Source organism: Klebsiella sp. I138, assembly GCF_051131765.1.
Lineage (GTDB): Bacteria > Pseudomonadota > Gammaproteobacteria > Enterobacterales > Enterobacteriaceae > Klebsiella.
The window spans coordinates 2,954,509-2,981,491 of sequence record NZ_CP180447.1; the positions used below are offsets into that span (position 1 = coordinate 2,954,509).

The 26,983-nt window shown below is 55.4% G+C and carries 25 protein-coding genes; 7 read left to right on the forward strand and 18 right to left on the reverse strand.

Going from position 1 to position 26,983, the window contains the following annotated elements; all coding sequences use genetic code 11:
* Positions 1-91: 91 nt before the first annotated feature.
* The 4 genes from proY to phoB all read right to left on the reverse strand — a co-directional run bounded on the left by proY (position 92) and on the right by phoB (position 5,499).
* A complete protein-coding gene (gene proY, locus ACMYSK_RS13795) occupies positions 92-1,465 on the reverse strand; it encodes a proline-specific permease ProY (protein ID WP_434636076.1) in 1,374 nt (457 codons plus the stop codon).
* 124 nt (positions 1,466-1,589) lie between these two features.
* Positions 1,590-2,909: a branched-chain amino acid transporter carrier protein BrnQ gene (brnQ, locus tag ACMYSK_RS13800; protein WP_434636077.1), complete on the reverse strand. Its 1,320-nt coding sequence runs from the start codon at positions 2,907-2,909 to the stop codon at positions 1,590-1,592.
* Between the two features lie 583 nt (positions 2,910-3,492).
* A complete protein-coding gene (gene phoR / locus ACMYSK_RS13805) occupies positions 3,493-4,788 on the reverse strand; it encodes a phosphate regulon sensor histidine kinase PhoR (RefSeq protein WP_434636078.1) in 1,296 nt (431 codons plus the stop codon).
* A 21-nt stretch (positions 4,789-4,809) separates the two neighbouring features.
* Positions 4,810-5,499 (reverse strand): phosphate response regulator transcription factor PhoB, encoded by a 690-nt coding sequence (gene phoB / locus ACMYSK_RS13810; RefSeq protein WP_004204861.1) that lies wholly within the window; start codon positions 5,497-5,499, stop codon positions 4,810-4,812.
* A 209-nt stretch (positions 5,500-5,708) separates the two neighbouring features.
* Here phoB and sbcD point away from each other — a divergent pair, with 209 nt between their 5' ends.
* On the forward strand, positions 5,709-6,911 hold the full coding sequence (gene sbcD, locus ACMYSK_RS13815) for an exonuclease subunit SbcD (protein WP_434636079.1): 1,203 nt from the start codon (positions 5,709-5,711) through the stop codon (positions 6,909-6,911).
* Positions 6,908-10,042: an exonuclease subunit SbcC gene (gene sbcC / locus ACMYSK_RS13820; RefSeq protein WP_434636080.1), complete on the forward strand. Its 3,135-nt coding sequence runs from the start codon at positions 6,908-6,910 to the stop codon at positions 10,040-10,042. The genes sbcD and sbcC overlap by 4 nt, the downstream gene beginning before the upstream one ends.
* Before the next feature lie 90 nt (positions 10,043-10,132).
* Here the strand turns inward: sbcC and mak are convergent, their stop codons facing one another.
* Positions 10,133-11,038: a fructokinase gene (gene mak / locus ACMYSK_RS13825; RefSeq protein ID WP_434636081.1), complete on the reverse strand. Its 906-nt coding sequence runs from the start codon at positions 11,036-11,038 to the stop codon at positions 10,133-10,135.
* Positions 11,039-11,129: 91 nt separating this feature from the next.
* Here mak and rdgC point away from each other — a divergent pair, with 91 nt between their 5' ends.
* On the forward strand, positions 11,130-12,041 hold the full coding sequence (gene rdgC, locus ACMYSK_RS13830) for a recombination-associated protein RdgC (protein ID WP_434636082.1): 912 nt from the start codon (positions 11,130-11,132) through the stop codon (positions 12,039-12,041).
* A 65-nt stretch (positions 12,042-12,106) separates the two neighbouring features.
* Here the strand turns inward: rdgC and ppnP are convergent, their stop codons facing one another.
* The 3 genes from ppnP to aroL all read right to left on the reverse strand — a co-directional run bounded on the left by ppnP (position 12,107) and on the right by aroL (position 14,077).
* Positions 12,107-12,391: a pyrimidine/purine nucleoside phosphorylase gene (gene ppnP, locus ACMYSK_RS13835; protein WP_004099395.1), complete on the reverse strand. Its 285-nt coding sequence runs from the start codon at positions 12,389-12,391 to the stop codon at positions 12,107-12,109.
* Positions 12,392-12,478: 87 nt separating this feature from the next.
* On the reverse strand, positions 12,479-13,156 hold the full coding sequence (locus tag ACMYSK_RS13840; RefSeq protein WP_434636083.1) for an AroM family protein: 678 nt from the start codon (positions 13,154-13,156) through the stop codon (positions 12,479-12,481).
* Between the two features lie 363 nt (positions 13,157-13,519).
* On the reverse strand, positions 13,520-14,077 hold the full coding sequence (aroL, locus tag ACMYSK_RS13845; RefSeq protein ID WP_434636084.1) for a shikimate kinase AroL: 558 nt from the start codon (positions 14,075-14,077) through the stop codon (positions 13,520-13,522).
* 335 nt (positions 14,078-14,412) lie between these two features.
* On the opposite strand from aroL, the gene ACMYSK_RS13850 reads away from it, so the two are divergent.
* On the forward strand, positions 14,413-15,114 hold the full coding sequence (locus tag ACMYSK_RS13850) for a DUF2076 domain-containing protein (RefSeq protein ID WP_434636085.1): 702 nt from the start codon (positions 14,413-14,415) through the stop codon (positions 15,112-15,114).
* Here the strand turns inward: ACMYSK_RS13850 and ACMYSK_RS13855 are convergent.
* Positions 15,111-15,569, reverse strand: coding sequence for a YaiI/YqxD family protein (locus ACMYSK_RS13855; protein WP_434636086.1), 459 nt, complete (start codon positions 15,567-15,569; stop codon positions 15,111-15,113). The genes ACMYSK_RS13850 and ACMYSK_RS13855 overlap by 4 nt on opposite strands.
* A 116-nt stretch (positions 15,570-15,685) precedes the next feature.
* Here ACMYSK_RS13855 and proC point away from each other — a divergent pair, with 116 nt between their 5' ends.
* Positions 15,686-16,495 (forward strand): pyrroline-5-carboxylate reductase, encoded by an 810-nt coding sequence (proC, locus tag ACMYSK_RS13860; RefSeq protein WP_434636087.1) that lies wholly within the window; start codon positions 15,686-15,688, stop codon positions 16,493-16,495.
* A 77-nt stretch (positions 16,496-16,572) separates the two neighbouring features.
* Here proC and psiF read toward each other — a convergent pair whose 3' ends face one another.
* The 7 genes from psiF to ACMYSK_RS13895 all read right to left on the reverse strand — a co-directional run bounded on the left by psiF (position 16,573) and on the right by ACMYSK_RS13895 (position 23,570).
* A complete protein-coding gene (gene psiF / locus ACMYSK_RS13865) occupies positions 16,573-16,893 on the reverse strand; it encodes a phosphate starvation-inducible protein PsiF (protein WP_434636088.1) in 321 nt (106 codons plus the stop codon).
* Positions 16,894-16,984: 91 nt separating this feature from the next.
* Positions 16,985-18,415 carry an alkaline phosphatase gene (gene phoA / locus ACMYSK_RS13870; protein ID WP_434636089.1) on the reverse strand — a complete coding sequence of 477 codons (1,431 nt, stop codon included), beginning with the start codon at positions 18,413-18,415 and terminating at the stop codon, positions 16,985-16,987.
* A gap of 87 nt (positions 18,416-18,502) precedes the next feature.
* Entirely contained in the window at positions 18,503-18,763 is a 261-nt protein-coding gene (gene iraP, locus ACMYSK_RS13875) for an anti-adapter protein IraP (protein WP_434636090.1), read from the reverse strand.
* Between the two features lie 229 nt (positions 18,764-18,992).
* Complete coding sequence (gene idnR, locus ACMYSK_RS13880) at positions 18,993-19,985, reverse strand: DNA-binding transcriptional regulator IdnR (RefSeq protein WP_434636092.1); 993 nt, start codon at positions 19,983-19,985, stop codon at positions 18,993-18,995.
* A gap of 65 nt (positions 19,986-20,050) precedes the next feature.
* On the reverse strand, positions 20,051-21,340 hold the full coding sequence (locus ACMYSK_RS13885; RefSeq protein ID WP_434636093.1) for an MFS transporter: 1,290 nt from the start codon (positions 21,338-21,340) through the stop codon (positions 20,051-20,053).
* Positions 21,341-21,435: 95 nt separating this feature from the next.
* Positions 21,436-22,200: a gluconate 5-dehydrogenase gene (gene idnO / locus ACMYSK_RS13890; protein ID WP_434636094.1), complete on the reverse strand. Its 765-nt coding sequence runs from the start codon at positions 22,198-22,200 to the stop codon at positions 21,436-21,438.
* A gap of 170 nt (positions 22,201-22,370) precedes the next feature.
* On the reverse strand, positions 22,371-23,570 hold the full coding sequence (locus tag ACMYSK_RS13895) for a multidrug efflux MFS transporter (RefSeq protein ID WP_434636095.1): 1,200 nt from the start codon (positions 23,568-23,570) through the stop codon (positions 22,371-22,373).
* 313 nt (positions 23,571-23,883) lie between these two features.
* Between ACMYSK_RS13895 and ddlA the strand changes: the two genes are divergently transcribed.
* The gene (gene ddlA, locus ACMYSK_RS13900) at positions 23,884-24,981 is read left to right on the forward strand and encodes a D-alanine--D-alanine ligase (protein WP_434636096.1); all 1,098 of its coding nucleotides are present in this window, start codon (positions 23,884-23,886) and stop codon (positions 24,979-24,981) included.
* An 84-nt stretch (positions 24,982-25,065) separates the two neighbouring features.
* On the opposite strand, the gene ACMYSK_RS13905 is transcribed toward ddlA, so the two are convergent.
* Entirely contained in the window at positions 25,066-25,275 is a 210-nt protein-coding gene (locus ACMYSK_RS13905; RefSeq protein WP_434636097.1) for a DUF2754 family protein, read from the reverse strand.
* A 253-nt stretch (positions 25,276-25,528) separates the two neighbouring features.
* Here ACMYSK_RS13905 and ACMYSK_RS13910 point away from each other — a divergent pair, with 253 nt between their 5' ends.
* Positions 25,529-25,831 carry a DUF2755 family protein gene (locus ACMYSK_RS13910; protein WP_434636098.1) on the forward strand — a complete coding sequence of 101 codons (303 nt, stop codon included), beginning with the start codon at positions 25,529-25,531 and terminating at the stop codon, positions 25,829-25,831.
* On the opposite strand, the gene ACMYSK_RS13915 is transcribed toward ACMYSK_RS13910, so the two are convergent.
* A complete protein-coding gene (locus ACMYSK_RS13915; RefSeq protein ID WP_434644106.1) occupies positions 25,828-26,955 on the reverse strand; it encodes a DUF1615 domain-containing protein in 1,128 nt (375 codons plus the stop codon). The genes ACMYSK_RS13910 and ACMYSK_RS13915 overlap by 4 nt on opposite strands.
* Positions 26,956-26,983: the final 28 nt, after the last annotated feature.

Below are 26,983 nucleotides of genomic sequence, written 5' to 3' on the forward strand. Positions count from 1 at the left end.
ACAGGCGTATGACTCATCATCATGGGAATAATTAGGGGAGGATAATGGGGGTGGAGAACGCGCCTGCCAATTCCGACAGGCGCGGGAGAAGTTACTGCGCCTGGGCCAACTGGCGGTCGCGGCGGGTTTTCAGCTTCCAACCGGCCAGCAGCAGAACTATCCACGCAAAACCGACGTACAGCGAGATGCGGGTATCCGGATGGTAGCCAATCAGCGCAATGATAAAGACGAGGAACACCAGCCCCACGGCCGTCGTGGTCACGCCGCCCGGCACTTTAAACTTCAGCGCTTTCGCCTCTTCCGGCGACAGACGACGACGGAAGGCAATCTGCGACAGGAGGATCATAATCCACACCCAGACGGTGGCGAAGGTGGCCAGTGACGCAATCACCAGGAAGACGTTTTCCGGCATGATATAGTTCAGATAGACCGCAAACAGCAGCGCAACGGTCATCACCAGCACCGTCACCCACGGGATCCCACGACGCGAGGTTTTGGCAAAAATCTTCGGTGCGCTGCCCTGCTCGGCCATCCCGTGCAGCATACGCCCCACGCCGAATACGTCGCTGTTAATCGCCGACAGCGAGGCGGTCAGCACCACAAAGTTCAGGATGCTGGCAGCAAACGCAATCCCCATATGCTGGAAAGTCAGAACGAACGGACTGCCGTCAGTCCCCACCTGATTCCACGGATAAATGGACATAATCACGAACAGGGTGCCGACATAGAACACCAGAATACGCATCGGGACCGAGTTAATCGCGCGCGGAATAGATTTCTCCGGGTCTTTCGCCTCGCCGGCGGTAATGCCGATTATCTCTATCCCGCCGTAGGCGAACATCACCATCTGGAGCGACATCACCATGCCCAGCCAGCCGTTGCTGAAGAAGCCGCCGTTGCTCCAGAGATTATGGATGCCGGTAGGCTGACCACCGTTACCGATCCCCCAGATAATAATGCCGAAGCCAGCAATAATCATGATGATGATGGTGGCGACTTTAAAGAACGAGAACCAGAACTCCAGCTCGCCGAAGACTTTAACGCTCATCAGGTTAACGGCGCAGATTATCAGCACCACGCTCAGCACCCAAATCCAGTGCGGCACCGTCGGGAACCAGACGCCCATATAGATGCCGAACGCCGTCACGTCGGCAATCGCGACAATCAGAATTTCAAAACAATAGGTCCAGCCGGTGATATAGCCCGCCAGCGGGCCGAGATAATCCTGCGCGTAGCGTGAAAATGAGCTGGCGGCGGGGTTATGTACCGACATTTCCCCCAGCGCGCGCATGATGATGTACGCCGCAACACCGCCGATAATATAGGCCAACAGAACGCTCGGGCCGGCCATTTTAATGGCGTCAGCCGAACCATAGAACAGGCCGGTACCAATTGCGGATCCCAGCGCCATAAAGCGGATATGCCGGGTACTTAGCCCGCGCTTAAGTGTGTTACTACTTTCCATCGTATTCCATGCCGTTTTTCTCTTTGGGCCTTCGCAGGGGCAAAGTCCCAAAGAGGATTACCTAAAAAACAAAAAACCACGGGACCCGAAGCCCCCGTGGCTTAACACTGATTAAAACCGTTGGTTAATGCGCGCTGGAAGTCACCTGACGCCCTGCCGCACGGTCCCAGATAACCGCCAGAACCGCCATCACCGCGGTCGGCATCAACCAGGCCAGACCCTGTTCTGCCAGAGGCAAACGCGAGGTCCAGGCCGGCAGGATATCCGCAAACGCCGACGATTTAATGCCGTCAATGATACCAAACATCAGACTGATAAACATGGCCGGCGCAATCACGCGGGACGAATTATGCCACCAGTTACGGGTAAAGCTTAATACCACCAGTGCGATACAAGGCGGATAGATAGCCGTCAGCACTGGAATAGAAATCTGAATCAGATGGCTCAGGCCCAGGTTGGAAACCGCCATCGAGAAAATACCGAGAATAAATACCAGCGAACGATAGGACAGCGGCAGATACTGCGCGAAGAACTCAGCACAGGCGCAGGTCAGGCCAACGGCGGTAACCAGACAAGCGATGAAAATCAGCGCCGCCAGCATAAAGCTACCTGCACCACCGAAGGTGTGCTGGACGTATGCATGCAAAATTGCCGCGCCGTTAGCGGATTGATCGACCAGCGTTGCGCTATCAGAACCCAGGCGGAACAGTGCCAGGTACAGCAGCGTTAAACCGACGCCGGCCATCAAGCCAGCCCAGACGGTGTAGCGGGTCAGCAGGCGCGCTTCGGTCACCCCACGGGAACGCGCGGCGTTAACAATCACGATCCCGAAGACCATCGCGCCAAGGGTATCCATTGTCAGATAGCCGTTGACGAAACCGTTAGAGAACGGGGCGGTACGGTAAGCCTCCAGCGCATTACTGATCGGGCCAGCCGGCCAGACGATTGCCGCAACGGAAAGAATAATCAGGGCAACAATTTTCAGCGGGGCGAGGAAATTCCCCACGGTATCCAGCAGCTTACCCGGATACAAAGAGACCAGAATCACCAGTGCGAAGTAAATCACGCTGTAAATCATCAGCGGCAACGCGCCATCACCGGTCAGCGGGGCAATCCCGACTTCAAAAGAGACCGTCGCGGTACGCGGCGTCGCAAACAGTGGACCGACGGCCAGATAGCAGACCACCGCCAGCAGGATACCGGCAACTTTACCGATAGGCGTACTCAGACTTTCAACGCCACCGCCGACTTTCGCCAGCGCCACGACCGTTAGCACCGGTAAACCCACGGCGGTAATCAGAAAGCCAATAGCGGCGGTCCAGACGTGTTCACCAGCCTGTAAACCTACCATCGGAGGGAAGATAATGTTGCCTGCGCCAACGAACAACGCGAAGGTCATAAAGCCCAACGCGATAATGTCGCGAGATTTTAACTGATGGGTCATAAATTCATTACTGCCTGTGGGTGTGGTGTTGTTAACAAACGGAAAATACCGTGCCTTCCCTTAGGGGATGATACAGCGGCGGTTGCCGGCAAACTCAGCGAGATATGCTCCCGAAGCGGCGTGGGAAAGAATTGTTTTTTGAATTACCACGCAAAAACAGTCTGTCTGCGACTGTATGGGGGGCAATTTAAACGCTTATAACGTTTTAATGCAAGGCGGGATCGCAAAAGCAGATGATTATGCTAAGTCTATTTCACAGACCGGAATTATTGACCATATTGAAGGAAAACCTCCGGCTAATCATGCGAACAAAAAAGCAGCAGACGTTCATTAATTACGCGGGGAAAAAGTGACTGCAAACGAAAATGACCAGCCGAAGCTGGTCATTGGAGATGAATGAAAAACGTCAAAACGATGCCGTTCTGCCATATTCCACCCAATTATAAAAACAAGGAAAATCAATTCATTGATTTTCGGCTGCTCACCACAAAGAAGGAAAAACCACGCTTTTTCCTTCTTTGTCAGCAATCTGAAATGACCAGCCGAAGCTGGTCATTGGCAAGAAATGCTGACAATGGCGCGATCAGGCGCTTTTTTTGGCAATTAAACGTTCCGGGAGTAAGAAACTAAAACGCGTCCCTTTCCCCACCGTACTCTCAATTTCCAGCCGGCTGTCGTGATGATTTACCGCATGCTTCACAATAGCCAGCCCAAGACCGCTGCCGCCGGTTTGCCGCGAACGGGCTTTATCCACGCGATAAAACCGCTCGGTCAGGCGCGGGATATGCTCCGGCGCAATTCCTGGCCCATTATCCTCAACGCTAAACAGCGCGCCATGGGGCGCACGCTGCCAGCTGACGGTAATCTCCGTCCCTGCCGGCGTATGGTTGATCGCGTTATACACCAGATTGGACATCGCGCTGCGCAGCTGCTCTTCATTACCTAGCACCTGCAGGCTCTCATCGACGTGGAAGTGGATCGTCTGCTTCTGCTGGCTGAGCGTCTGCGCTTCGCGCTCCACCACCCGTAGCATCATCGGCACATCGATTTTGTCATTCATCGCCAGCGTCGGCGCCGCTTCAATCCGCGACAGCGTCAGCAGCTGCTTGACTAACCCCTCCATGCGCTGGGTCTGCTCGCGCATCGTATGCAGCGCTTTTTCGCGCGTCATCCCTTCCAGCACCTGCTCCTGCATCATCTCAAGATAGCCCTGCAGCACCGTCAACGGCGTGCGAAGCTCATGGCTGACGTTGGCAAAAAAGTTTCGCCGTGCGCCCTCCAGCTGGTGCATCTGCGTGACATCACGCGCCACCATCAGCCACTGTTTGTCGCTGTAGGGCATCACGCGGATTTCCAGATGACGAGACGTATTGAGGACGAGATTAAGCGGTTTTGTGAAATCCCTGTTTTTGAGGTAGTTCGCGAATTCAGGGTAGCGCAGAAGATTGAGAATGTTTTGTCCGCTGTCGTCCGGCCAGCGCAGATTGAGGATCTGCTGAGCCAGACCATTACACCAGAAGATGGCGCCCTCCTCCGTCGTCAACACCACCGCATCGGGCAAAGACTCCGCCCCGCTACGAAAGCGTTTGATCAGACTGCCCAGTTCGCGTCGGCGCTTTTTATTGCGCATCTGCATCTGGTGGAGGCCGTACAGCAGCGGTTCCCAGCTGCCGCTTCCCGGCGGAGGTGTCATGCTGCGGTCAACCCACAGCCACCATGAAAGACGTAATAAATTCCAGAAATGCCAGATGAGAAGTCCGGTTACTGCCGCCAGCAAAAACCACGGCAGATAACCCACCACCGCCCCGAGAATCAGGGCCGGGATACAACATAAGAAAAGCTCAAGCGCCAGCCTTTTCCATGACAGCCGTTCCAGCACGGTTCACACTCCTGTCGAGATTCAGAAACGGGCGGAGAAACGATATCCTGTGCCACGGACCGTTTGCACCATCCGGTCATGGCCGCTATGTTCCAGCGCTTTACGCAGACGACGAATATGCACATCCACCGTTCTGTCTTCTACATACACATTCGTTCCCCAGACGTGATTCAGCAGCTGTTCGCGGCTGTAGACACGTTCCGGGTGGGTCATAAAGAAGTGTAATAATTTAAACTCCGTCGGCCCCATATCCAGCGGACTTTCACCGGTCATCACGCGATGCGAGGAAGGATCAAGGCTAAGCCCTTGCATTTCAATCACTTCTTCAACCGCCATCGGCGAAATTCGGCGCATTACGGCTTTGATGCGCGCCACCAGCTCTTTCGGCGAGAAAGGCTTGGTGATGTAATCATCGGCGCCGGTTTCCAGACCACGTACGCGGTCTTCTTCTTCACCCCGCGCGGTCAGCATGACGACCGGAATATCGCGGGTCATCGCTTCACGCTTGAGCAGCTTGATAAACTGCAGACCCGATCCGCCCGGCAGCATCCAGTCGAGGAGAATCAAATCAGGCCAGGGTTCATTGAGTTGATTCACCGCACTGTCATAATCTTCCGCCTCGACGGGCTGAAAGCCGTTTTGCTCCAGAACAAAGCAGACCATTTCGCGGATCGGAGCTTCATCTTCAACGACCAGAATTCTTCTCGCCATTATTTACCCTGTATTTTTTAGCCATCAGTATAGAGTGCGGCGTCATTATGCGTCAGTTTTGTGACAGATTTATGAAAAAAATGACCGTCATATGATAGCGGATTTTGAATAATGACAAGGAGTAACACTCAATCCTGAAAGTGTTAAAGGGGCAACGCGACGGATGACATGTATATAATGCGCTAATGCTTTTTCGCCAGGGAATACTTATGCGCATCATCCATACCTCTGACTGGCACCTTGGCCAGAACTTTTACAGCAAAAGCCGCGCCGCCGAACATTCGGCCTTTCTCGACTGGCTGCTGACCAGTGCGCAGGCGCACGAGGTCGATGCCATTATTGTCGCCGGCGACATCTTTGATACCGGCTCGCCGCCAAGCTACGCCCGCGAGCTGTACAACCGCTTTGTCGTTCAGCTTCAGCAAACCGGCTGTCAGCTGGTGGTGCTGGCGGGCAACCACGATTCGGTGGCCACGCTGAACGAATCCCGCGATATTCTGGCCTTTCTGAAAACCACGGTGGTGGCCAGCGCCGGCCATGCCCCCTTTATTCTGCCACGGCGCGACGGCACACCCGGCGCCGTATTTTGCCCGGTGCCTTTCCTGCGCCCGCGCGAGCTGATCACCAGCCAGGCCGGCCACTCCAGCGGCGAAAAGCAGCAGCAATTGTTGAGCGCCATCAGCGACTATTATCAACAGCAGTATGAAGAAGCTTGTGCCCTGCGCGGCGATCGTCCACTGCCAATCGTCGCCAGCGGCCACCTGACCACCGTCGGCGCCAGTAAAAGCGACGCGGTTCGCGATATCTACATCGGCACGCTGGAGGCCTTTCCCGCCAGCCATTTCCCGCCCGCAGATTATATTGCCCTCGGCCATATTCACCGGGCGCAGAAGATCGGTGGCTGCGAGCATATTCGCTACAGCGGCTCGCCCATCGCCCTCAGCTTTGACGAGACGGGGAAAAGCAAAAGCGTCAATCTGGTGACCTTCACCGACGGGCATCTGACGGAGGTTTGCCCTCTGACAGTGCCGGTGACGCAGCCTCTGGCAGTGCTGAAAGGCGATTTTGCCAGCATCAGTGAACAGCTCACGCAGTGGCAGGATAGCCCACAGCAGCCCGTCGTCTGGCTGGACATCGAAATTACCAGCGACGAATATCTGCATGATATTCAGCGAAAAATTCAGGCCCAGACCGAAGATCTGCCGGTGGAAGTACTGCTGGTACGCCGCAGCCGTGCCCAGCGTGAACGTATCCTGGCGGGTGAGCGGCGGGAAACGCTGAGCGAACTGCAGGTTGAGGAGGTGTTTGAACGCCGCCTGGCGCTGGAAACGCTGGAAGAGACGCAGCAGGAGCGCCTGAAGCAGCTGTTCAACGAAACGCTGCATAGTCTGAACGGTGAGGAGCATCTGTGAAAATTCTGAGTTTGCGCCTGAAAAATATCAACTCGCTCAAAGGCGAATGGAAAATCGACTTCACCGCGGAGCCTTTCGCCAGCAACGGGCTGTTCGCCATTACCGGCCCTACCGGCGCCGGGAAAACCACTCTGCTGGATGCCATCTGCCTCGCGCTGTATCACGAAACGCCCCGCCTGAGCAGCGTGTCGCAATCGCAAAACGATCTGATGACCCGTGATACCGCCGAGTGTCTGGCGGAGGTGGAATTTGAGGTCAAAGGGACGGCCTATCGCGCCTTCTGGAGCCAGAACCGCGCCCGCAATCAGCCGGAGGGTAACCTACAGGCCCCGCGCGTTGAGCTGGCCCGCTGCGATGACGGGCAGATCATCGCCGACAAAGTCAAAGATAAGCTCGAACTTACCGCCTCGCTCACCGGGCTGGATTACGGCCGTTTTACCCGTTCAATGCTGCTTTCGCAGGGCCAGTTTGCCGCCTTCCTCAATGCCAAACCCAAAGAGCGCGCCGAGCTGCTGGAAGAGCTAACCGGTACCGAAATCTACGGCCAGATATCAGCCCAGGTGTTTGAAAAACATAAGATCGCCCGCAACGAACTGGAGAAGCTCCAGGCCCAGGCCTCCGGTGTCCTGCTCCTGAGCGATGAGCAGCAGCAGGCGCTTCAGCAAAGTTTGCAAGCACTTACTGATGAGGAGCGCCAGCAGCTCAGCGAGCAAGCGCGCCTGCAAACGGCGCAGCAGTGGCTGCTGCGCCAGCAGGAATTAAGCGCAGAAGCTGCTCAGGCCCAGGCCAAATTGCAGGACGCACAGCAGGCGCTGGAGCAGGCCCAGCCGCAGCTCACCACACTGCTCAACGCGCAGCCCGCAGAGCAGCTTCGTCCGCTGTGGACCCGGCAACAGGAGCAGACGGCCGCCCTGGCGCAAACCCACCGCCAGGTGGAAGAAGTAAATACTCGCTTACATGACCGACTGCGGCTACGTGCGGGGATTCGCCTCGCCGCATGTCAGCAGATGACGCGCCTACAGGACGCCCATCATGCGCTCAGCATCTGGCTTAAAGAGCATGACAGCTATCGACTGTGGGGAACCTCGCTGGCGGGATGGCGGGCGGCCTTCCAGCAACAGGCTCGCGATGAACAGCTGCGCTGCGCAGTACAACAGCGGCTAACGGAAACCGCCCGTAAGCTGGATGAACTGCCACCTGCGGCGCTGACGCTGAATGCAGAACAGGTCACCGCCAGCCTGGCACAGCACACCGCTGCCCGCCCGCTGCGCCAGCAGCTTTCCACGCTGCATGGCCGACTGCTGCCTCTCCGTCAGCGTCAGCAGCAACTGCAAACAACCGAGCAGGCTCGCCGTCAGGAGCAGGAGAAGCTGGAAACAACCCTGGCCCAGCGCCGCCTGGCGTACAAAGAGAAAAATCAGCAGTTCAGCGATGTGAAGGCCATTTGTGAGCTGGAAGCACGTATTGCCGGACTGGAGGAAGAGCGCGCTCGCCTGCAGCCCGGCGCGCCTTGTCCGCTCTGCGGCTCCAGCGAACACCCGGCGGTCGCGCAATACCAGGCGCTGGTACCCGGCGTTAATCAAGCCCGCCGGGATAGCCTGGAGCGTGAGGTCAAACAGCTGGCGGAAGAAGGCGCTCAGCTACGTGGCCAGCTTGAGGCGTTGCTAAAACAACAGGTTAAAGAGAAAGAAGAGCTAGACTCACTTCTCCAGCAGGAGCAAGTGCTCACCTCGCAGTGGCAAACCACCGCCAGTGAACTCCATTGTGAACTGCGGCCACAGGATGATATTCCCGGCTGGCTGGCGGCTCAGCAAGATCGTGAACAGCAGCTGTATCAGCACCAGCAGCGACTGGCCTGGCAGAGCCAGCAGCAAGAGTGCCAACAGCAGCTCAGCCAGCTCAAGCAAGAACAGGCCCAGCGTCGCGCGCAGCTGGAAACGGAGCTTTCCGCCTTCGCCCTTAGCGCCCCGCAGGCCGATCAGGTGGCGAGCTGGCTGGAGCAGCGGGAAGCGCAAACTCGCCTGTGGCAGGAAAAACAGAATGAATGGGTCGCTCTGCAGGAGCAGCTTCAACAGCTGACGCCGCTGCTGGAGACGCTTCCGGAGACAACTGAAACTGCCGACCCGGCGCCGCTAACAGGCTGGCGTCAGGTACATGACGACTGCCTGGCGCTGCATAGCCAGTGGCAGACGCTGTGCCAGCAGCAAAGTCAGCAGCAGGAAGCACTGCTGGCGACACAAACCCAGTTTGCCGCCGCGCTGTCCGGCAGCCCATTTGTCAGCCAGCAGGCCTTCCTCGATGCCCTGCTCGATGGGGAGACACGCCAGCGTCTGGAGCAGCTCAAACAGACGCTGGAAAACACCCTCCAGCAGAATAGCGCCCTGGCGCTACGCGCACGCGATGCACTTAACCAGCATCAACAACAGCCCCCGGCAGACGTCGACCTCACCCAGCCACTGGAACAGGTTCAGGCCCGCCTTCAGCAGCTGGCGCCACAGCTGCGAGAAAACAGCGCCCGGCAGGGTGAAATCCACCAGCAGTTGAAACAAAACGCCGGGAACCAGCAGCGCCAGCAGGCGCTACGCCAGGAGATAGCACTCGCCGAGCAGCAGCTTGAGGACTGGGCGTGGCTTAATTCGCTGATCGGCTCTAAAGAAGGCGATAAGTTCCGCAAATTCGCCCAGGGGCTAACCCTGGATAACCTGGTCTGGCTGGCGAACCATCAGCTGAATCGCTTGCACGGGCGCTATCAGCTCCAGCGCAAGGCCAGCGAAGCGCTGGAGCTGGAAGTGGTTGATACCTGGCAGGCAGATGCGGTGCGCGATACCCGAACCCTCTCCGGCGGCGAAAGCTTCCTTGTCAGCCTCGCGCTGGCGCTGGCGCTGTCCGATCTGGTCAGCCACAAAACACGCATTGATTCGCTGTTCCTTGATGAAGGGTTTGGCACACTCGATAGTGAAACGCTGGATACCGCACTGGATGCCTTAGATGCCCTTAACGCCAGCGGCAAAGTGATCGGCGTGATAAGTCACGTCGAAGCCATGAAGGAGCGCATTCCGGTACAAATTAAGGTGAAAAAAATCAATGGATTGGGATACAGCCGCCTGGATAAATCCTTTGCGGTAGAGTAACTATCCGCACACCTCCCCGACGCCGGTCGGGGAAGCGAATGGCGGCCCGGGTGCAGACATTATGCCGCAGCCCGGGACGCGGTTAGCGGCTTACAGCGGCCATAGCCAGGCCGCGCCGCGCACGCCGCTGGAATCGCCGTGGACGGCTTTGCGGATCGGCGTTTCGCACTCCCCGCCAAACACCCACTGTTTCACCAGCCCAGGCACCGTCTGGTACAGGCGCTCGACGTTGCTCATTCCTCCGCCCAGCACAATCACGTCCGGATCGAGGATATTGACCACGTGGGCCAGAGATTTCGCCAGACGCATCTCATAACGTTTCAGCGCCAGCTCGGCCAGCGGATCTTGTTCACCCACCCGCTGCATAATCGCATTCCCCGTTAGCGGCTGGCCGCTCAAACGCTGGTAATCCGTGGCAAAACCGGTACCGGAGATAAAGGTTTCAATACACCCCTGTTTACCGCAATAGCACGGCACTTCTCCACGATAGCGCAGCTCATCTTCATCCATCCACGGCAGCGGGTTATGCCCCCACTCACCCGCGGTCCCGTTGCCGCCAATATGGGAACGCCCCTGTATCGCGACTCCCGCCCCGCAGCCGGTGCCGATAATCACCGCAAACACGGTCTGTGCCCCGGCGGCGGCGCCGTCTACCGCTTCTGAAACCGCCAGACAGTTGGCATCATTCGCCAGGCGGACTTCGCGGTTCAAACGCTGGCTGAGGTCCTTATCAAACGGCTGGCCGTTGAGCCAGGTGGAGTTAGCATTCTTCACCACCCCGGTATAGGGCGAAATCGACCCAGGGATCCCGACGCCGACGCTGCCGCGTTGCCCGGTCGCCTGTTCCGCCATCCCGACCAGCGCGGCGATGTTCTCTATCGTTTGCCGGTAATCCTCTCGCGGAGTCGGCAAACGGTGACGAAATAACTGCTCTCCCCGGTCGCTCAGAGCAATGACTTCTGTTTTTGTGCCGCCCAGATCAATACCAATACGCACTGTAAGCTCCTCTCCCCGATTAACAATGCAAGCATAGCGACAATTCGCTATCATGCCCGCTGGATTTAACGACAACGCCGTGGAAATTATCATGCTGTGGTTCAAAAATTTAATGGTTTACCGTCTCAGCCGCGACATTTCATTACATGCCGAGGAGATGGAAAAACAGCTGGCCGAGCTGACATTTACCCCTTGTGGTAGCCAGGATATGGCGAAGACCGGCTGGGTATCGCCGATGGGCTCGCACAGCGATGCGCTAACACATACGGCAAACGGCCAGATCGTTATCTGCGCACGTAAAGAAGAGAAGATCCTACCGTCACCGGTTATCAAACAGGCGCTGGAAGCCAAGATCTTCAAGCTGGAAGCCGAGCAGGGCCGTAAGCTGAAAAAAACCGAGAAAGATTCGCTGAAGGACGAAGTGCTGCACTCTCTGCTGCCGCGCGCCTTCAGCCGCTTCAGCCAGACAATGATGTGGATCGACACCGTTAACGGGCTGATCATGGTCGACTGCGCCAGCGCCAAGAAAGCGGAAGATACGCTGGCGCTGCTGCGTAAGACCTTAGGTTCGCTGCCGGTCGTACCGCTGGCGCTGGAAAATCCAATCGAGCTGACGTTGACCGAATGGGTCCGATCCGGGACCGTCGCCCAGGGCTTCCAGCTGCTGGATGAAGCCGAACTGAAAGCGATGCTGGAAGATGGCGGCGTCATTCGGGCGAAGAAACAGGATCTGGTCAGCGACGAAATTGCCGTGCACATTGAAGCCGGTAAAGTCGTGACCAAGCTGGCTCTCGACTGGCAGCAGCGCATTCAGTTCCTGATGTGTGACGATGGTTCAATCAAACGTCTGAAGTTCTGTGACGAACTGCGGGATCAGAATGAAGATATTGACCGGGAAGATTTCGCTCAGCGTTTTGACGCCGACTTTATTCTGATGACCGGCGAGCTGGCGGCATTGATTCAGAATCTGGTGGAAGGCCTGGGCGGAGAAGCGCAGCGCTAAGTTGCACCGGCAACGCTCGACAAATCGAGCAAAATGCCTTCCTGCCACGGCAGGAAGGCATTGAATCACAGATAGCGGCACAGATAAGACGTTGGCTCAGCCACCTGCAGATTAAACTCGCTGTTGCCTGGCACATTGAATACTTCACCGGCGGCATACACTTTCCACTCGGTTTCCCCCGGCAGCAGCACATTCAGCGCACCGCTCACTACCGTCATCTCTTCTGGCTGCGCGGTACCAAAGGTATATTCCCCTTCCGCCATCACCCCGACGCTCGCGCGGCCGGTGCTGCTGCTGGTGAAGCCAATAGATTTCACTTTTCCATCGAAGTATTCATTGCTTTGAAGCATAAACAAGCCCTTATGATCTTTTGTTGAAGCCTCAATATAGGGGGCGCTCCTTGCCCCTGTCACGCAAAATTAATCCCGTGGACAATGTTAAACTAATAGTTCTGCCGCCAGTCGTGAAACCAGCACATTTGACAGCAGAACCGGCACATCCAGCGCTTTTTGCAATACGTCCCGGTGATGCTGATGGTAACCCAGGCAGTCCAGAACCAGCACGTCGGCGCCCTGTTCCAGCAACGCCCGCCCGGCGGTCAATAAATCGCTATCGCTGCCGCTGGTCGGGTTGGCTAGCGCATAGTAAGGCGCATTTTCTAACGAAAGCCATTTTTGCTGCTGCATGGGCAGCACGTCCTCAACGGGAACAATGACCCCGACCTGATGTCCGTCAACAATCGACGCCACCAGCGGCGGAATAATCCGCTGCGGCTCCAGTAAAATGGCATTGCGCGCCGTGAGGCCGCTGAGCATTTCGGAACTTAAAAACAGAATGACATCATATTCTTGCCTGTCGAGCATCGCGATAATATGCTTTAAATCACGCTCGACCTTCTGGCGCGACACTTCGGCTGTCTGGTTATCATTCAATAACGTCAGCAGGCGCTCGTCGCCGGACTCAACGGCATAATCTTCCATAACGTCTTCACGCGTCATTTTGCCTAACAGGCTAATATGAGTGATCTGCTCTTCCCTGATATGTTCGGTTAAAAGTGGCAATACCTCAGCCACCGGTACCACGCCAACGGTTAAAATGGCCATCGTTGTACTCATATCACGTACCTTTTCACTACCACTGCTTCAGCACAGGCTTACTACACACCACATTCGCCCCCCAGTTGGCTAAAAAACAACCGACCAGAAGCGTAGCAGCTTAGCGCCGCCGTTGAATGTAAAGATTGCTGAGGGGTCAGGTACGTTGCTGAAAAATCCGTACCTTAGGGATTCATCAGAAGTACTGATGAATTGGAAATGTGATGAATGCCCGGTATTGCGCCCGGGCACGGAGAAGGATAACGTGGCGCCGGTTCAACATCACACCGTCGGGCGTTCCGGCAGGTAAAGTGGGTAGCGCCCGGTAAATCGGGACAAGGACAGGCGCTCCGCTACGGCTTAAGTCGGGTATCGCAAAGCGCGCTACTCTTTTGCCCCTTCGGCACATTTAACCTGAGGAGAGGCAGAATCCGCATGCAGCGTCGCCAATATTTGCCTGACGACCTCATCCGGCGTCGCGGTTGCATCAACAATATGATGTGCGGTGGCGCGATACAGCGCTTCTCGTTGCGCCAGTACCTCACCGACTTCATCACGGACCGGTTTGCCCGTCAGCGTTGGGCGCTGCTCTGTTTTCGGATAAGCTTCAAGGCGATCGATCAGCGCCGCAACCGAGGCCTGGAGATAAATCACCACGCCGTTTTCACGCATAAACTGACGATTACCTTCGGTCAGAATAATACCGCCACCCGTCGCGACAATCGTCTCCGGCTGCGTGGCTGCTTTCAGCGCTTCAGACTCCAGCTCACGAAAACGTGCCCATCCCTCCTGCTCAACGATAGCCGCCACCGTACGCTGTTCACGCTCCTGCAGAGCATGATCGGTATCGGTAAACTGGTAATGACGCGCCCGCGCCAGCGCATGGCCGATGGTCGTTTTACCGCAGCCGCGTGGCCCGATGAGAAAGATTGGCAGTGTCATTACTGAAGACCCCCTGGTTCCGCATATCGCGGGAAAATGAATACGAATAGTAAGCAATGATACCGGCAAAATCGCGCAGCAATAACCGTAAAATAAACGTTACATTAAACTAACAAACCTTTCCCGATACAGACAGCAAAAGGATTTGTCGCGTAAACCTATCATTGCATTAAGTGTTATTCCAGATTTACTTATTAACAACGGTTATTTTCCAGCCGCTGGCTGGCGTAAACGGTAACACATTTATGCATAGCTTTACGCATCAACATATTTACAACATGGTCCGTTCAGACGCACTCTGACGCTAAACGACCAGTATGACAGAGGAAAGTACCATGCAATCTGAAGAACAACGCCTTATTGATGGACTGTTTTCCCGCCTGAAAGAGGCCGGGACGCAGAGCGCTTCGCGCGATGCCAGCGCCGAGGAGCGGATTGCGCAACACATGAAAGAGCAGCCGGCGGCCCCTTATTACATGGCGCAAACAATCCTGATTCAGGAAGCGGCCATTAAGCAGCTCAACGATCGTATCCAGGCGCTGGAAAGCCAGGTGACGCAGCTGCAGGCGGCTAAACCGAGCAGCGGTGGGTTCCTCTCCGGCCTGTTTGGCGGCGGCCAGTCTCGTGGCTCAGACCCTATTCCAGGGGCCGAACAATACGGACGCCCGCAGACCAACGCGCAGCCGCAGTATGCTCAGCAAATGCCGCAGCAGAACTATGCTCCGCAGGCGGCGCGCAGCGGCGGCGGTTTTATGGCCGGAGCGCTACAAACGGCAGCTGGCGTGGCTGGCGGCGTGGTGCTGGGCAATATGTTGACCAATATGTTCAGCGGTTCGCATCCGCAGGAGATCGTCAATATTATTGAAGAGAAACCGCAGCCCGACCTCAGCCAGACGCAGGACGCAGCCGGCGCGGACGATCCGTTCCGCCAGGACGATAATCAGTTCCTCGCGGATAACAACACCTGGAACTCTGACTTCGACGCTGGCATGGGTAACGACGACGATTACAGCGGCGATGACGACAGCTGGGTTTAACCCTGCGGGCGTTTCGTCTCTGACAACCACTTCTCCAGCGCGGCGGCAAATTGTTGCCGGTCGCGCTGCGATAAACTATCCGGGCCGCCGGTTTGAACGCCGCTGGCCCGCATGGTTTCCATAAAATCACGCATCGTCAAACGTTCGCGAATAGTCGCATCGCTGTAGCGCTCACCGCGCGGGTTCAAGGCTGCTCCGCCCTTCGCCAGCACTTCTGCCGCCAGCGGGATATCGGCGGTAATCACCAGGTCACCCGGCGCGCACAGGCGGACGATTTCGTTATCGGCCACATCAAACCCCTGCGGCACGCGCATAGTGCGGATAACCCGCGACGGCGGCACCCGCAGCGGCTGGTTGGCAACCAGCGTCAGCGAAGTCTGCGTGCGCTCGGCGGCGCGGAATAAAATGTCTTTAATGACGTTCGGACACGCGTCCGCATCAACCCAAATAGCCATTCCGGCTCCTGTCGACGAAAAAGGGAGATATCATTGTCACCTGCTTTTGTCCCCCGGGAAAGCGCCAGAGTGATAAGCTAGATAACTCACGACAAAATAAGCAAAGGGGAACGGTGATGGAGAAGAAAATTGGCTTTATCGGCTGCGGGAATATGGGTAAGGCCATTCTGGGTGGTCTGATCGCCAGCGGCCAGGTGCAGCCCGGGCAAATTTGGGTCTATACCCCGTCGCCGGACAAAGTGGCGGCCCTGCACGACCAGTACGGCATTAATGCCGCGCAGAGCGCGCAGGAAGTCGCCCAGGTCGCAGATATTGTCTTCGGTGCGGTCAAACCGGGGATCATGATTAAAGTGCTGAGCGAAGTCGCCTCAAGCCTGAATAAAGATTCTCTGGTTATCTCAATTGCCGCTGGCGTCACGCTCGATCAGCTGGCGCGCGCACTGGGCCACGATCGCAAGATCGTTCGCGCAATGCCGAACACACCGTCGCTGGTTAACGCCGGCATGACCTCCGTGACGCCTAACGCCCTGGTGACCAGTGAAGAAGTTGCCGAAACACTGACCATTTTCCGCTGTTTCGGCCAGGCTGAAATTATCGCCGAACCGATGATCCACCCGGTGGTAGGCGTCAGCGGCTCTGCTCCGGCCTACGTCTTTATGTTTATTGAGGCGATGGCGGATGCTGCCGTCCTCGGCGGGATGCCGCGCGCTCAGGCGTATAAATTTGCCGCTCAGGCAGTGATGGGATCGGCCAAAATGGTGCTTGAAAGCGGAGAACATCCGGGAACGCTGAAAGATATGGTCTGCTCGCCAGGTGGGACCACCATCGAAGCCGTGCGGGTACTGGAAGAAAAAGGCTTCCGTTCAGCGGTGATCGAAGCCATGGTCAAATGCATGGAAAAATCAGAAAAGCTCAGCCGCTCCTGATCTCCCTGCCATCATATTGATATCGGGTGAGGCATTGCCTCACCCGTTTTTACACCGTCCGCTCAGACCCCTGTGCGCTACCCCTGTTTTTTCAGGCAGGCGCTCATAAATTTATTACGATCGTCCCCCTTCAGAGACTGCTGAGTTGCCTGACCGTTGCACTCGCCCATTTTTTGCTGCTGAGGCGTTAGCCCCTTACTTTTCGGCGCCGGTGCATCTTTCTTAAGACACTGACTCATAAACGCTTTACGCTCGTCCCCTTTCAGCGTCTTTGACGAAGCCTCTTTGTTACAGGTCGTCATTTTTTGCTGCTGGGGCGTGGGCGTTTTTTCCGCGGCATTCACCGCCGTCACAAAGATAAAACCAAAAAGTAGGGTTACCAGTAATGTTATTTTCATCGCACCATCCTTTTGTCAGTCAATCTCTGTAAGTCTGGTCGCAGATGGGAAAAAAACCAGCCGATGGCAGTAATTCGCCATCGGCTGCGGTTTATTTCAGGCCCAGCGCGGCTTTCATGGTGTAGAACAGATCGGTCTGATCGGTTAAGCCCACCACGTTTGCGGCATGCGGACCATAGGCGGCAATACGCAGCTGCGTGCCGGTATGTTCCATCGACTCTTCTTCCGAGTTGCCGTAGCTGATGACCATCACGGAACCGTCTTTGGTCGTCAGCGCCTGGGTCAGACCGGGCGCTTTCGAATCAGCGGGAATAATCTGACTGGCGTGCGCGTGATCCGCGGTGACAACAACCAGCGTGTTGCCCTCTTTTTTAGCAAACTCCAGCGCTTTTTGTACCGCTTCATCAAGGTCAACGGTTTCGCCAATCTGGCCACACGGGTTCGCCGCATGATCCTGCTTGTCGATGGACGCTCCCTCAACCTGCAGGAAGAACCCTTTCTCGTTGCTGCTCAGCAGACCGATCGCTTTCTCGGTCATCTGTGCCAGCGTCGGAACAGAGGCGTCACGTTTACCGTTCGGGGTACAGGTTACCGCTGGCTTATCAATATTTCCGTGGTAAGACGCTTTCGGCCCTTCCCAGCGCACCGGCATGTTGCCGTCGGAGAACAGACCCAGCAGCGGTTTGCCCTGATTCGCTTCGCTGACGGCGGCCAGGGAGGTGGCATCGGTGACAATCTGGTAGCCGCGCGCAATGGCCTGCTCATGCAGGGTTTTGCCCTGCCATTCACCGGCTGTCGCGGTTTCCGCAAACGTTTTTGCCCCGCCACCTAAAGTCACATCCGCGCGGGCATTCAGCAGTTGCTCGGTAATCGAACCTTTACCGCCCTTTTCCAGCGCATTGCCGGGACATTTTTCGCTGGTGACGCTGGGGCCGTAGCATTTACGTGAAGTGACATGTGCCACCAGGGCTGCCGGGGTGGCGTCCTGTAGCTCCGCCGTAGAGACGTTACCGGTCGCAAACCCTGCCGCTTTCGCCAGCTCAAGAATGGTCTGGTGATCTTTTTCATGAATATCGACGCCCAGCGCGCCGTTATAGCTTTTCACGCCGGTCGTCCAGGCTGTCGCGGACGCGGCAGAATCGGTCACGTAATCTGGTTTACCGGTTTTCTTGTCCAGAGAATAATGGGTGTATTGTCCGGTCAGCGGCAGCGCATCAATGCCTTTAAAGAAACCGCCCGCACCTTCAGCATAATTGCGTGCAGCCGTAATTTCTGAATCGCCCATCCCGTCACCAATCAGCAAAATAATATTTTTCGCGGGTTTGTTGATTAACGAGGCCTGCAGTGCGGCAGTCTGATCGCCGCTTAAACGACGTGCGCCACCTGGCGTTGTGATATCGCCCTGAGCGGCACGATTTTCCAGAACCGGGGCGGACGTGGTTTCTGCATGAATAACCGGGGAGCCCAGCAGAGGTAACAGGGCAATAAAGAGGGCGTTTAATTTCACTTTTGTCGTCTCCATGTAAAAATACTTAAAAAACAAAACGAGGGAGACTTTATAAAAGCGAGATGACAGTAAAATGACAGCATCCATGTCCTGTCAAATGAACTAACTACGTGGATGCCGTAACAGCTTTTTTATATATTGCTGCAACAGCTGGGCGTCGCGATCGTCCACCAGCGGGCCCGGGCTTGCCTGCTCGATGGCGTGCTCAATATCGTGAATTAACGCCTGCTGTGCGTCTTGTGCCATATGGCGAAGCAGTGCCGTTACGACAACTTCCAGTGCCTCAACCTGCACCGTCAGTTCCTTTGCTTCCTCCTCCTTTTGCGCCAGGTTTACCAGTAGTTCGGCAATGAGATTCTTCACAGCACTGTATCCTTATGCGAGTTCCATTATTTGCTAGTTATGTCATACATTCGTCGTCGGATACCAGTATTATTTTTTAAAAATGATTGTTTATCTCGCAATATAATAAGCGAAACGTTTTGCTCATTCAGCGCCTTCCCTTAGGAATTAACTCAAGGAAAGAACATTGCGTATCATAACCAAATCCAATAGATAATAATTAAAAAGAATATTGCTATTCCGGTAATAATTATAACGTATCGCCATAATATATCTGATAGGCCAAATTCACGCTATCCGCTGCATCTTTGCCCGTCAGACGAGCAATGAGTATTTCACTCGCCGTTTTACCGATGTCATAACGTGGGGTAATGACGCTGGCAATTTTTTGCAGGCGCGCACGGCCAATTTCCAACCCGTGGAAGCCAGCAATCGCCATCTCCTCAGGTACCGCAATCCCCTGCGCCTGGCATTCCAGCAGCACGCCAACTGCCAGATCGTCATTGGTACAAAATATGGCGTCAATATCCGGGTGCGACTGCTGCATTTGCAGGAACATCTGACGACCCAACGCCACCGAAGAGATCGTGCGCGGCGTGATGTGGTACGCCTTCAGACCATAGGCCGCCACCGCCCGCTCGGTGCCGCGAAAACGGCTCAGATCGCGAGGGTCGTCCATGGAACCAAAAAAGGCGATTTTGCGTTTGCCACTTTCAAGAAACGCCTGGGTCATATCCCATCCGGCCTTCTCGTTATCGAACCCGACCTGAATATCGAGCGGCTGCCCGCCAAAATCCATCAGCTCCGCCACCGGGATCCCGCTGGCGCGAACATACTGGATCATGCGGTCGCTGTGCTGTTTGCCGGTGAGGATCAGTCCGTCGATGTTGTAGGAGAGCAAATTGAGCACTTCGCGCTCTTCACGCTGCGGATCGTAGCCGTAGTTGGCGATCAGGGTCTGATACTGGTGTGCGGAAGTGACGGATTCAATGCCGGCAAGCACGTCGGCAAAAATCTGATTACGAAAGGAAGGGATCAGCACGCCTATCGTTTTACTGCGGGCATTGAGCAGAATTTCCGGCGCCCGGTTAGGGATATAGTTGTTTTCTTCCATGACCTTAGCAATCAGCTCACGGCTGCGCTGCGATACCTGGCTCGGGTCTCGTAAATAACGGCTGACCGTCATTTTGTTAAGCCCGGCCAGGTTCGCGATATCCTGTAATGTCATCCGGTTGTTTTTCATCGGGTTCTCTGCGACAAACGACTTATATGCTCGCAGAGAACCTTACCACAGCAGCTTCGTTTCTGTTAACCCGCAAGCTTTTTTGTCGTCATCAGCGCAGAAGCGCGATCGTCATTGGCCCGCACGTTATACATCAGCACGACCGATGCCAGCAGCGCAATAGCCATAAAAGTATACGACACGCCAGGTCCACCCATAACGCCATTCAGATAGCCCACCAGCCAGGCGCCAAGGAAAGCACCGAGTGCGCCGAAGCTGTTGATCAACCCCATCGATACGCCCGATACGTTGCGCGGCAGCAGCTCCGGAATTAACGCGAAAAAAGGACCATAAGGCGCATACATGCAGGCAGCGGCGATAACCAACAACGCGTAGGAGAACCAGAAAGACTGGTTGCCTATCATCCATGAACCGAAGAACGCAATCGCGGCAATCAGCAACAGCGGCCAGATAAACAGTTTTCGATTCTGGAACTTATCCGACAGCCAGGAGACCGTCAGCATCAGGCAAATGGCCGCCAGATACGGCCCCGCCGCCAGCCAGCCCACCGCCACGATATCCATCTGCGCGGCATTTTTCAGTATCGACGGCATCCACATCATGAAACCATACACGCCGATGCTCCACAGCGCATGGGCGGCGCATAGCATAATCACATTTCGCGAGCGCAGCGCCTCACCATAGTTACGCACCGGTTTAATGTTGCTCTGCTCACTGTCCATCGCCTGCTGCAGAACCTGTTTCTCCTGCGCGTTAAGCCACGAAACCTCAGAAGGTTTATCCCGGACCAGAATCCACCAGCAGACGGCCCACAGCACCGCCGGAATACCTTCAATAATAAACATTTCCCGCCAGCCCCAGGACTGAATCAGGTAACCAGAGACAATCGACATCCACAATACCGTGACCGGATTACCCAGAATCAGGAAAGTATTGGCGCGTGAACGCTCGGTTTTAGTAAACCAGTTGCTGATATAAATCAGCATCGCCGGCATGACTGCCGCTTCTACGACTCCGAGAGTAAACCGAATGGCCATTAACATCGGGATATTACTGACAAACCCGGTAGCTGCCGCGCAGAGTCCCCATAATACCAGGCTGAAGAAAATCATTTTACGCACGCTGCGTTTTACAGCATATAGCGCACCGGGAACCTGGAAAAAGAAATATCCCAGGAAAAATAAAGCACCAATAAGCGATGCGGTCCCTTTAGTAATACCTAAATCACTTTCGATCCCCGCGGCGGCAGCAAAGCCATAATTCGCGCGATCGAGATACGCCAGACTATAAGTAATAAAAATAACGGGCATTAAATACCACCAGCGACGCGCCGGTAATTTCGCGAGCATTTGCATATGCCACCCTCAGATGATGTGTAGAATTAAACTGGTTTAATTATTTTATATATTCGTCATCTTTCAGGCACCGGGCCTGAAAGGTGACGCGCGGATCACACGGCGGCAAGCATCCCGCCATCAACAAACAAAAGATGACCATTAACAAAATTTGCCGCCGGGGAAGCCAGATACACTGCGGCACCGATTAGCTCTTCCGGTTGGCCCCAGCGGGCTGCCGGGGTTCTTTGATATAGCCAGGCGGAAAATTCCTCATCGTTAACTAACGCCGCAGTCATTTCTGTCGCAAAATAACCCGGAGCAATACCGTTAACCTGAATATTATATTCTGCCAGCTCCACGCACATTCCGCGGGTTAGCATTTTCACTGCCCCTTTCGATGCAGCATACGGCGTAATCGTCTTTCGCCCTAACTCACTCTGCATTGAGCAAATATTAATTATTTTCCCCGCGCGGCGCGCCATCATATATTTAGCCACCTGCTGCGAAACCAGGAAAACACCTTTCTGGTTAACCTCAATAACCTGATCCCACTCATCCTCAGGAAATTCGGTAAAGGGATAGCGGCGCTGGATCCCGGCGTTATTAATCAAAATATCAATTGGGCCGATCTCCGCTTCAATTCGGCCAATGGCCTCCACCACCTCGTCGCTGCGGGTGACATCAAAGGCCACACCGGTCGCCCGATAGCCCTGCGCAAGCAGCGCCTGTGCCGCGGCGTCTGCTTTCTGCTGCGTGCGGTCATTAATAACAATCTCCGCCCCGTACTGCGCCAGGCCTTCCGCCAGCAGATAGCCAATGCCTCTCGCGGACCCGGTGATCAGTGCCCGCTTGCCGGACAAATCGAATAGATTTTTCATAAAAACTCTTTTTAATGTGCTGTTATGCGTAACTGTATACGCGTAACAGTTGTGATTTAAAGAGGGATAAGACAGGAAATGATTAATTTGTGATCAGTTCGACATTTAAAGGAATGTGAAGATCTGCTACGCGGCATTTACGCTCGGGCGCAAATGCCGGGAGAAAGGAACTAAGCCGCGCTACGGCGACTGCGACGTAACATCACGGCCAGCTGCCAAAGGTTAATCAGCACAATGACCGCCGTTGCAATAAAGACCCAGCGGAAGCCAGCCATTGCCGAGACCGAAGCGCCGATCAGCGGCCCGACGACGTTCCCCAGGTACATAAACGACTGGTTATAGCCAAAGATGCGCCCGGTAACATGATCGCTACTGTATTTGAGCAACAGAGTCTGCACCGCCGGTAACATCGCACCGTCGGCAAAGCCCAGCAGGAAACGCAGAACGCCCAGCTGAAACGGCGTGGTCACAAACGACATGGCGAAGAACATCACGACCGCACAGCACAGCGTCGCCAGTAAGATGCGCGAAGTTCCGATGCGATCGCCAAGTTTACCTAAACGCGGCGCGGAGATCAGCGCGGAGACCCCGGGTACGGCGGCAATCATCCCGGCAAGAAAGGCAATATTGTTGCTCTCCGGCGCCATCGATTTGATAAACAACGCCAGAATGGGACCAATTGAGCCGTTACACAGTTGAATCACCAGGGTGGTAAAGAACAGACTGATCACCAGCCCCGGATAAGGTAGCGACGCCAGAACTTCCCTGCCGCTTAAGCGATCGGCTTTACTGAGCTGTGGTCGGACGCCCTCTTTAATCAGAAATAGCGTCACCAGAAAACTGACCGTCAGCAGAATCGCGGTGATAAAAAAGACCGCCCGCAGCCCCACGTGGTCCGCCAGAAAACCGCCCAACAGCGGCCCGCCGATAACCCCGCTGATTTGCGCCGTCGAGAGCGTACTGAGCGCCCAACCGCTGCGCTCCCGCGGTACCTGGGAGGCCACCAGCGCCATGGCGTTTGGAATATAGCCTGAAGTCAGCCCCATTACCGCACGCAGAATAAACAGCTGCCAGACGTTGGTCGCAAAAGCCTGCAGCAGAATCGCAATCGCCATACCAAGGGAGGCGCGCAGCAGCATCAACTTGCGACCTTTACGATCCGCAAGACTGCCCCACATAGGTGAGACAATAGCCGAGACGAGGAAGGTGACGCTGAACGTCAGCCCCGACCACATTGATAAAGCCTCGTGAGACGTTACGCCGAGCTGGGAAACATAAAGCGGCAAAAAAGGCAGAATTTGACTGATCGCCAGGCCGGTGAAAAAGCAGCCAAACCAGACAGAGATGAGATTGACCTTCCAGGATTCCATAACTACACGTATTCATTAATTTTTTGTGAATTATTATCTAGCTTAGCAATTTCCTTTCATCGACGTATTACCAGAGATGCGCTGCCGTTGAGTTTAGTGTTTTATCGCTCGATAAATGTTTTTGTCGAACAATATCAGGATGAACCGGCGGCCCCTCAGCGCGTTGTGCTGAGGCATTTTCCGCGTGCAGCGTCCGGATTCGCTAATCGAACAGCTTTTAACCCGCTGCTTTCCAGGAACAACATTCTGGCAGCCACACCTGTATTTCACATGCTATGTTATGTGCTTTGTTGTCATCAGGATGGAAGTTGAAATGGCTAAGATGAGGGTTGGGATCGTTTTTGGCGGTAAGTCGGCAGAACATGAAGTGTCGCTGCAGTCGGCGAAAAATATCGTTGAAGCAATTGATAAAACACGCTTTGATGTCGTTCTGCTCGGCATTGATAAACAGGGGCTCTGGCATATCAACGACGCCGGTAACTATCTGTTAAACCCTCAGGATCCTGCCCGTATTGCACTGCGCCCTTCCGACGTCACGCTGGCGCAAATTCCTGGCCGTGACGCACAGCAGTTGATCGATGCCGACAGCGGCCAACCGCTGGCCGCTATCGACGTGATTTTCCCAATTGTCCACGGCACCCTTGGAGAAGACGGCTCGCTGCAGGGCATGCTGCGCATGGCCAACCTGCCATTCGTCGGTTCCGACGTCCTTGGCTCCGCCGCCTGCATGGATAAAGACGTCACCAAGCGCCTGCTGCGTGACGCCGGGCTGTCGATTGCCCCGTTTATCACCTTGACCCGCGCCAACCGCCAGCCGTTCAGCTTTGCACAGGTAAAGGACAAGCTGGGTCTACCGCTGTTTGTCAAACCCGCAAACCAGGGTTCATCGGTGGGCGTCAGCAAGGTCAATAGCGAAGAACAGTACCAGCAGGCGGTCGCCCTGGCCTTCGAATTCGATCATAAAGTGGTGGTTGAACAAGGGATTAAAGGCCGGGAGATTGAATGTGCGGTACTGGGGAACGATCATCCCGAGGCCAGTACCTGCGGTGAAATCGTCCTTAACAGCGAGTTCTACGCCTACGACACCAAGTACATCGACGATCAGGGTGCGAAAGTGGTGGTTCCTGCCGCTATTGCCAGCGATATTAACGATAAAATTCGTGATATTGCCGTCCGTGCATACCAGACTTTGGGTTGCAGCGGCATGGCGCGCGTTGATGTTTTCCTGACGGATGACAATGAAGTTATCATCAACGAAATCAATACGCTGCCAGGCTTTACCAATATCAGTATGTATCCGAAGCTGTGGCAGGCCAGCGGCCTGGACTACACCAGCCTGATCAGCCGCCTGATCGAACTGGCGCTGGAGCGCCATGCGGCAGACCGCGCGCTGAAAACAACCATGAACTGATAGTCTTTCCCCGGGTGACGGCGCGTGGCGCCTTACCCGGGCGACGCGAAAGGTATCCGCCTTAACCCCGATAACGAACCAGGCCTACGCTTCTTCAGCCTCGGCCTGACGACGGCGGATAATTTTCCCCGCAATCCAGAAGCTAATCACCCAGGTCACCAGCCCAACGGCATAGGATTGCCAGCCCTGAGTTTCAAAGCCCAACAAACCTACTACGCCGTTCAGAATAAAAATCAACCCCAGCGCAAACGCGTAGTAATGCCAGTCACGGCGGATTTTTTCAGTGAGTTTCATAACCCCTCCGACAACAAAAAAAGCATCTTCGCACAGCCGGAATCCGCGGTCTGTAGCCCCGCTGAGAATTATCCAACATTGGGATACTGCTCTAAGTTCCGCAAAATTATCCTCACCGGGAGCGGGATAGAAAACCGGAATAATCCTGGTCGAAAATTACCAGCAATCTGATACTGAGAACCCTTTATCGCTGCCAGAATGATCGCTACGCCGCAGTGCAAAAGCGGCAGGTCAGTCAAGTTCGGAGGGTAAGATGGCTGAGTTCACCTTTTCAAAATCACTTATTGCCGGTAAAAAAAAGGGGGCCATCACCCGCAGCAATATTGCCTACGCCCTGTTTGTCCTGTTCTGTTTCTGGGCCGGCGCGCAAATGTTAAGCATGCTGGTACATGCCCCCGGGGTGTTCGAGCACCTGATGCAAATCCAGGATACCAACGCCCCCAGGATTAAAATGGGGCTGGCGGTGGGGACCCTGTTTGGTCTAATCCCCTTCCTGTTCGGTGGCATATTCATTGGCGTACTGGGGCTTATTCTGCGCTGGAGCGATAACCGCTAGCGGCGCGCCATACAGCTGGCTCGCCGTTCATCAACCCGTTTCGCAAACCAGGCCGTTGTCAGATTGCGCGTAATTTTAGGACTCTCAAGCTGGATCCCCGGCAGCATCTCTCGCGGTAGCGCTTTGCCCGTTTTCTTATCCGCCAGGCGGAAAACCTGCTGATACAGATCGGTTTTTTCAAACGCCAGGCTGTCACCTTTTTTCAACTGACGGTGGATGTCATCATCACTCATCGCCAACTGCCCGGCTAGTCGGCGTACCGCCAGCTCCGTCGTCCCTGGCTCATCGCTATCATAACGAATTAAATCACCGTCCAGCGCCAGCTTCACGCCGGTCGCTTTACTGACCGCATTCTGGAACGCCGCATTGCGACTGGCATACCAGCCGGCGTTAAAGTCAGCAAAACGGTACAGCGGCGCGCTGTAGTTTGCCGGGTAGTTAAGCAGGTGCGAGGTACCAAACCACAGACCGCCGCGCAGGCTGAATACTTCCTGGCGTACGGTGCCGGTGATTTTCCACGGATAGCCATCGGTATGCTGCTGGGCAAAGGCAATACTCACCTGCATCGGCCCACCGGTATGCACGGGGTTAAGTGAACCAAACAGTTTCTGCCCCATCGGCACCATGCCGATAAAATCGTCAAACACGGCGCTAAGCTGCTTTTCCGTTTTCACGCTATCCAGACGCTCGCTGTAGCTTTTACCGTTGGGTGAGGGAATTTTCAGCGCGGTATGCACAAGGAAAACCGGGATGTGCATCTTTTCGGCCCGGCGGTCTATCTCTTGCCAGGCGATTTTACTCAGCCCTGGCACCACCGGGTCGGATTGATAGTTGGACTCCTGCTGCGCAACGGCCAGCACTGAACAGACGTTCTCTTCCGTCGGCGCCAGCTTCTGGCTTTCGAAGGCTTTGGCAATCGCCTGCGCCCACTCGTCCCTGTCCTTCACGCTGGCGGGCATTTTTTGCCGCACCACGGCGGCAACGTCAACGGGCTTTTCGCCCTCTTTCAGCACCGGCGCTGTATGGCTGGTACAGGCGCTCAGGACGACTCCGGCCAACAGCGTCAGGGCGCAAGAAATACGTCGCGGAACCCCGGCTACCCTGCACTTTCCTTGTCTCTGCATCATCCTTCTGTCTGCCTCTGCAATGGGT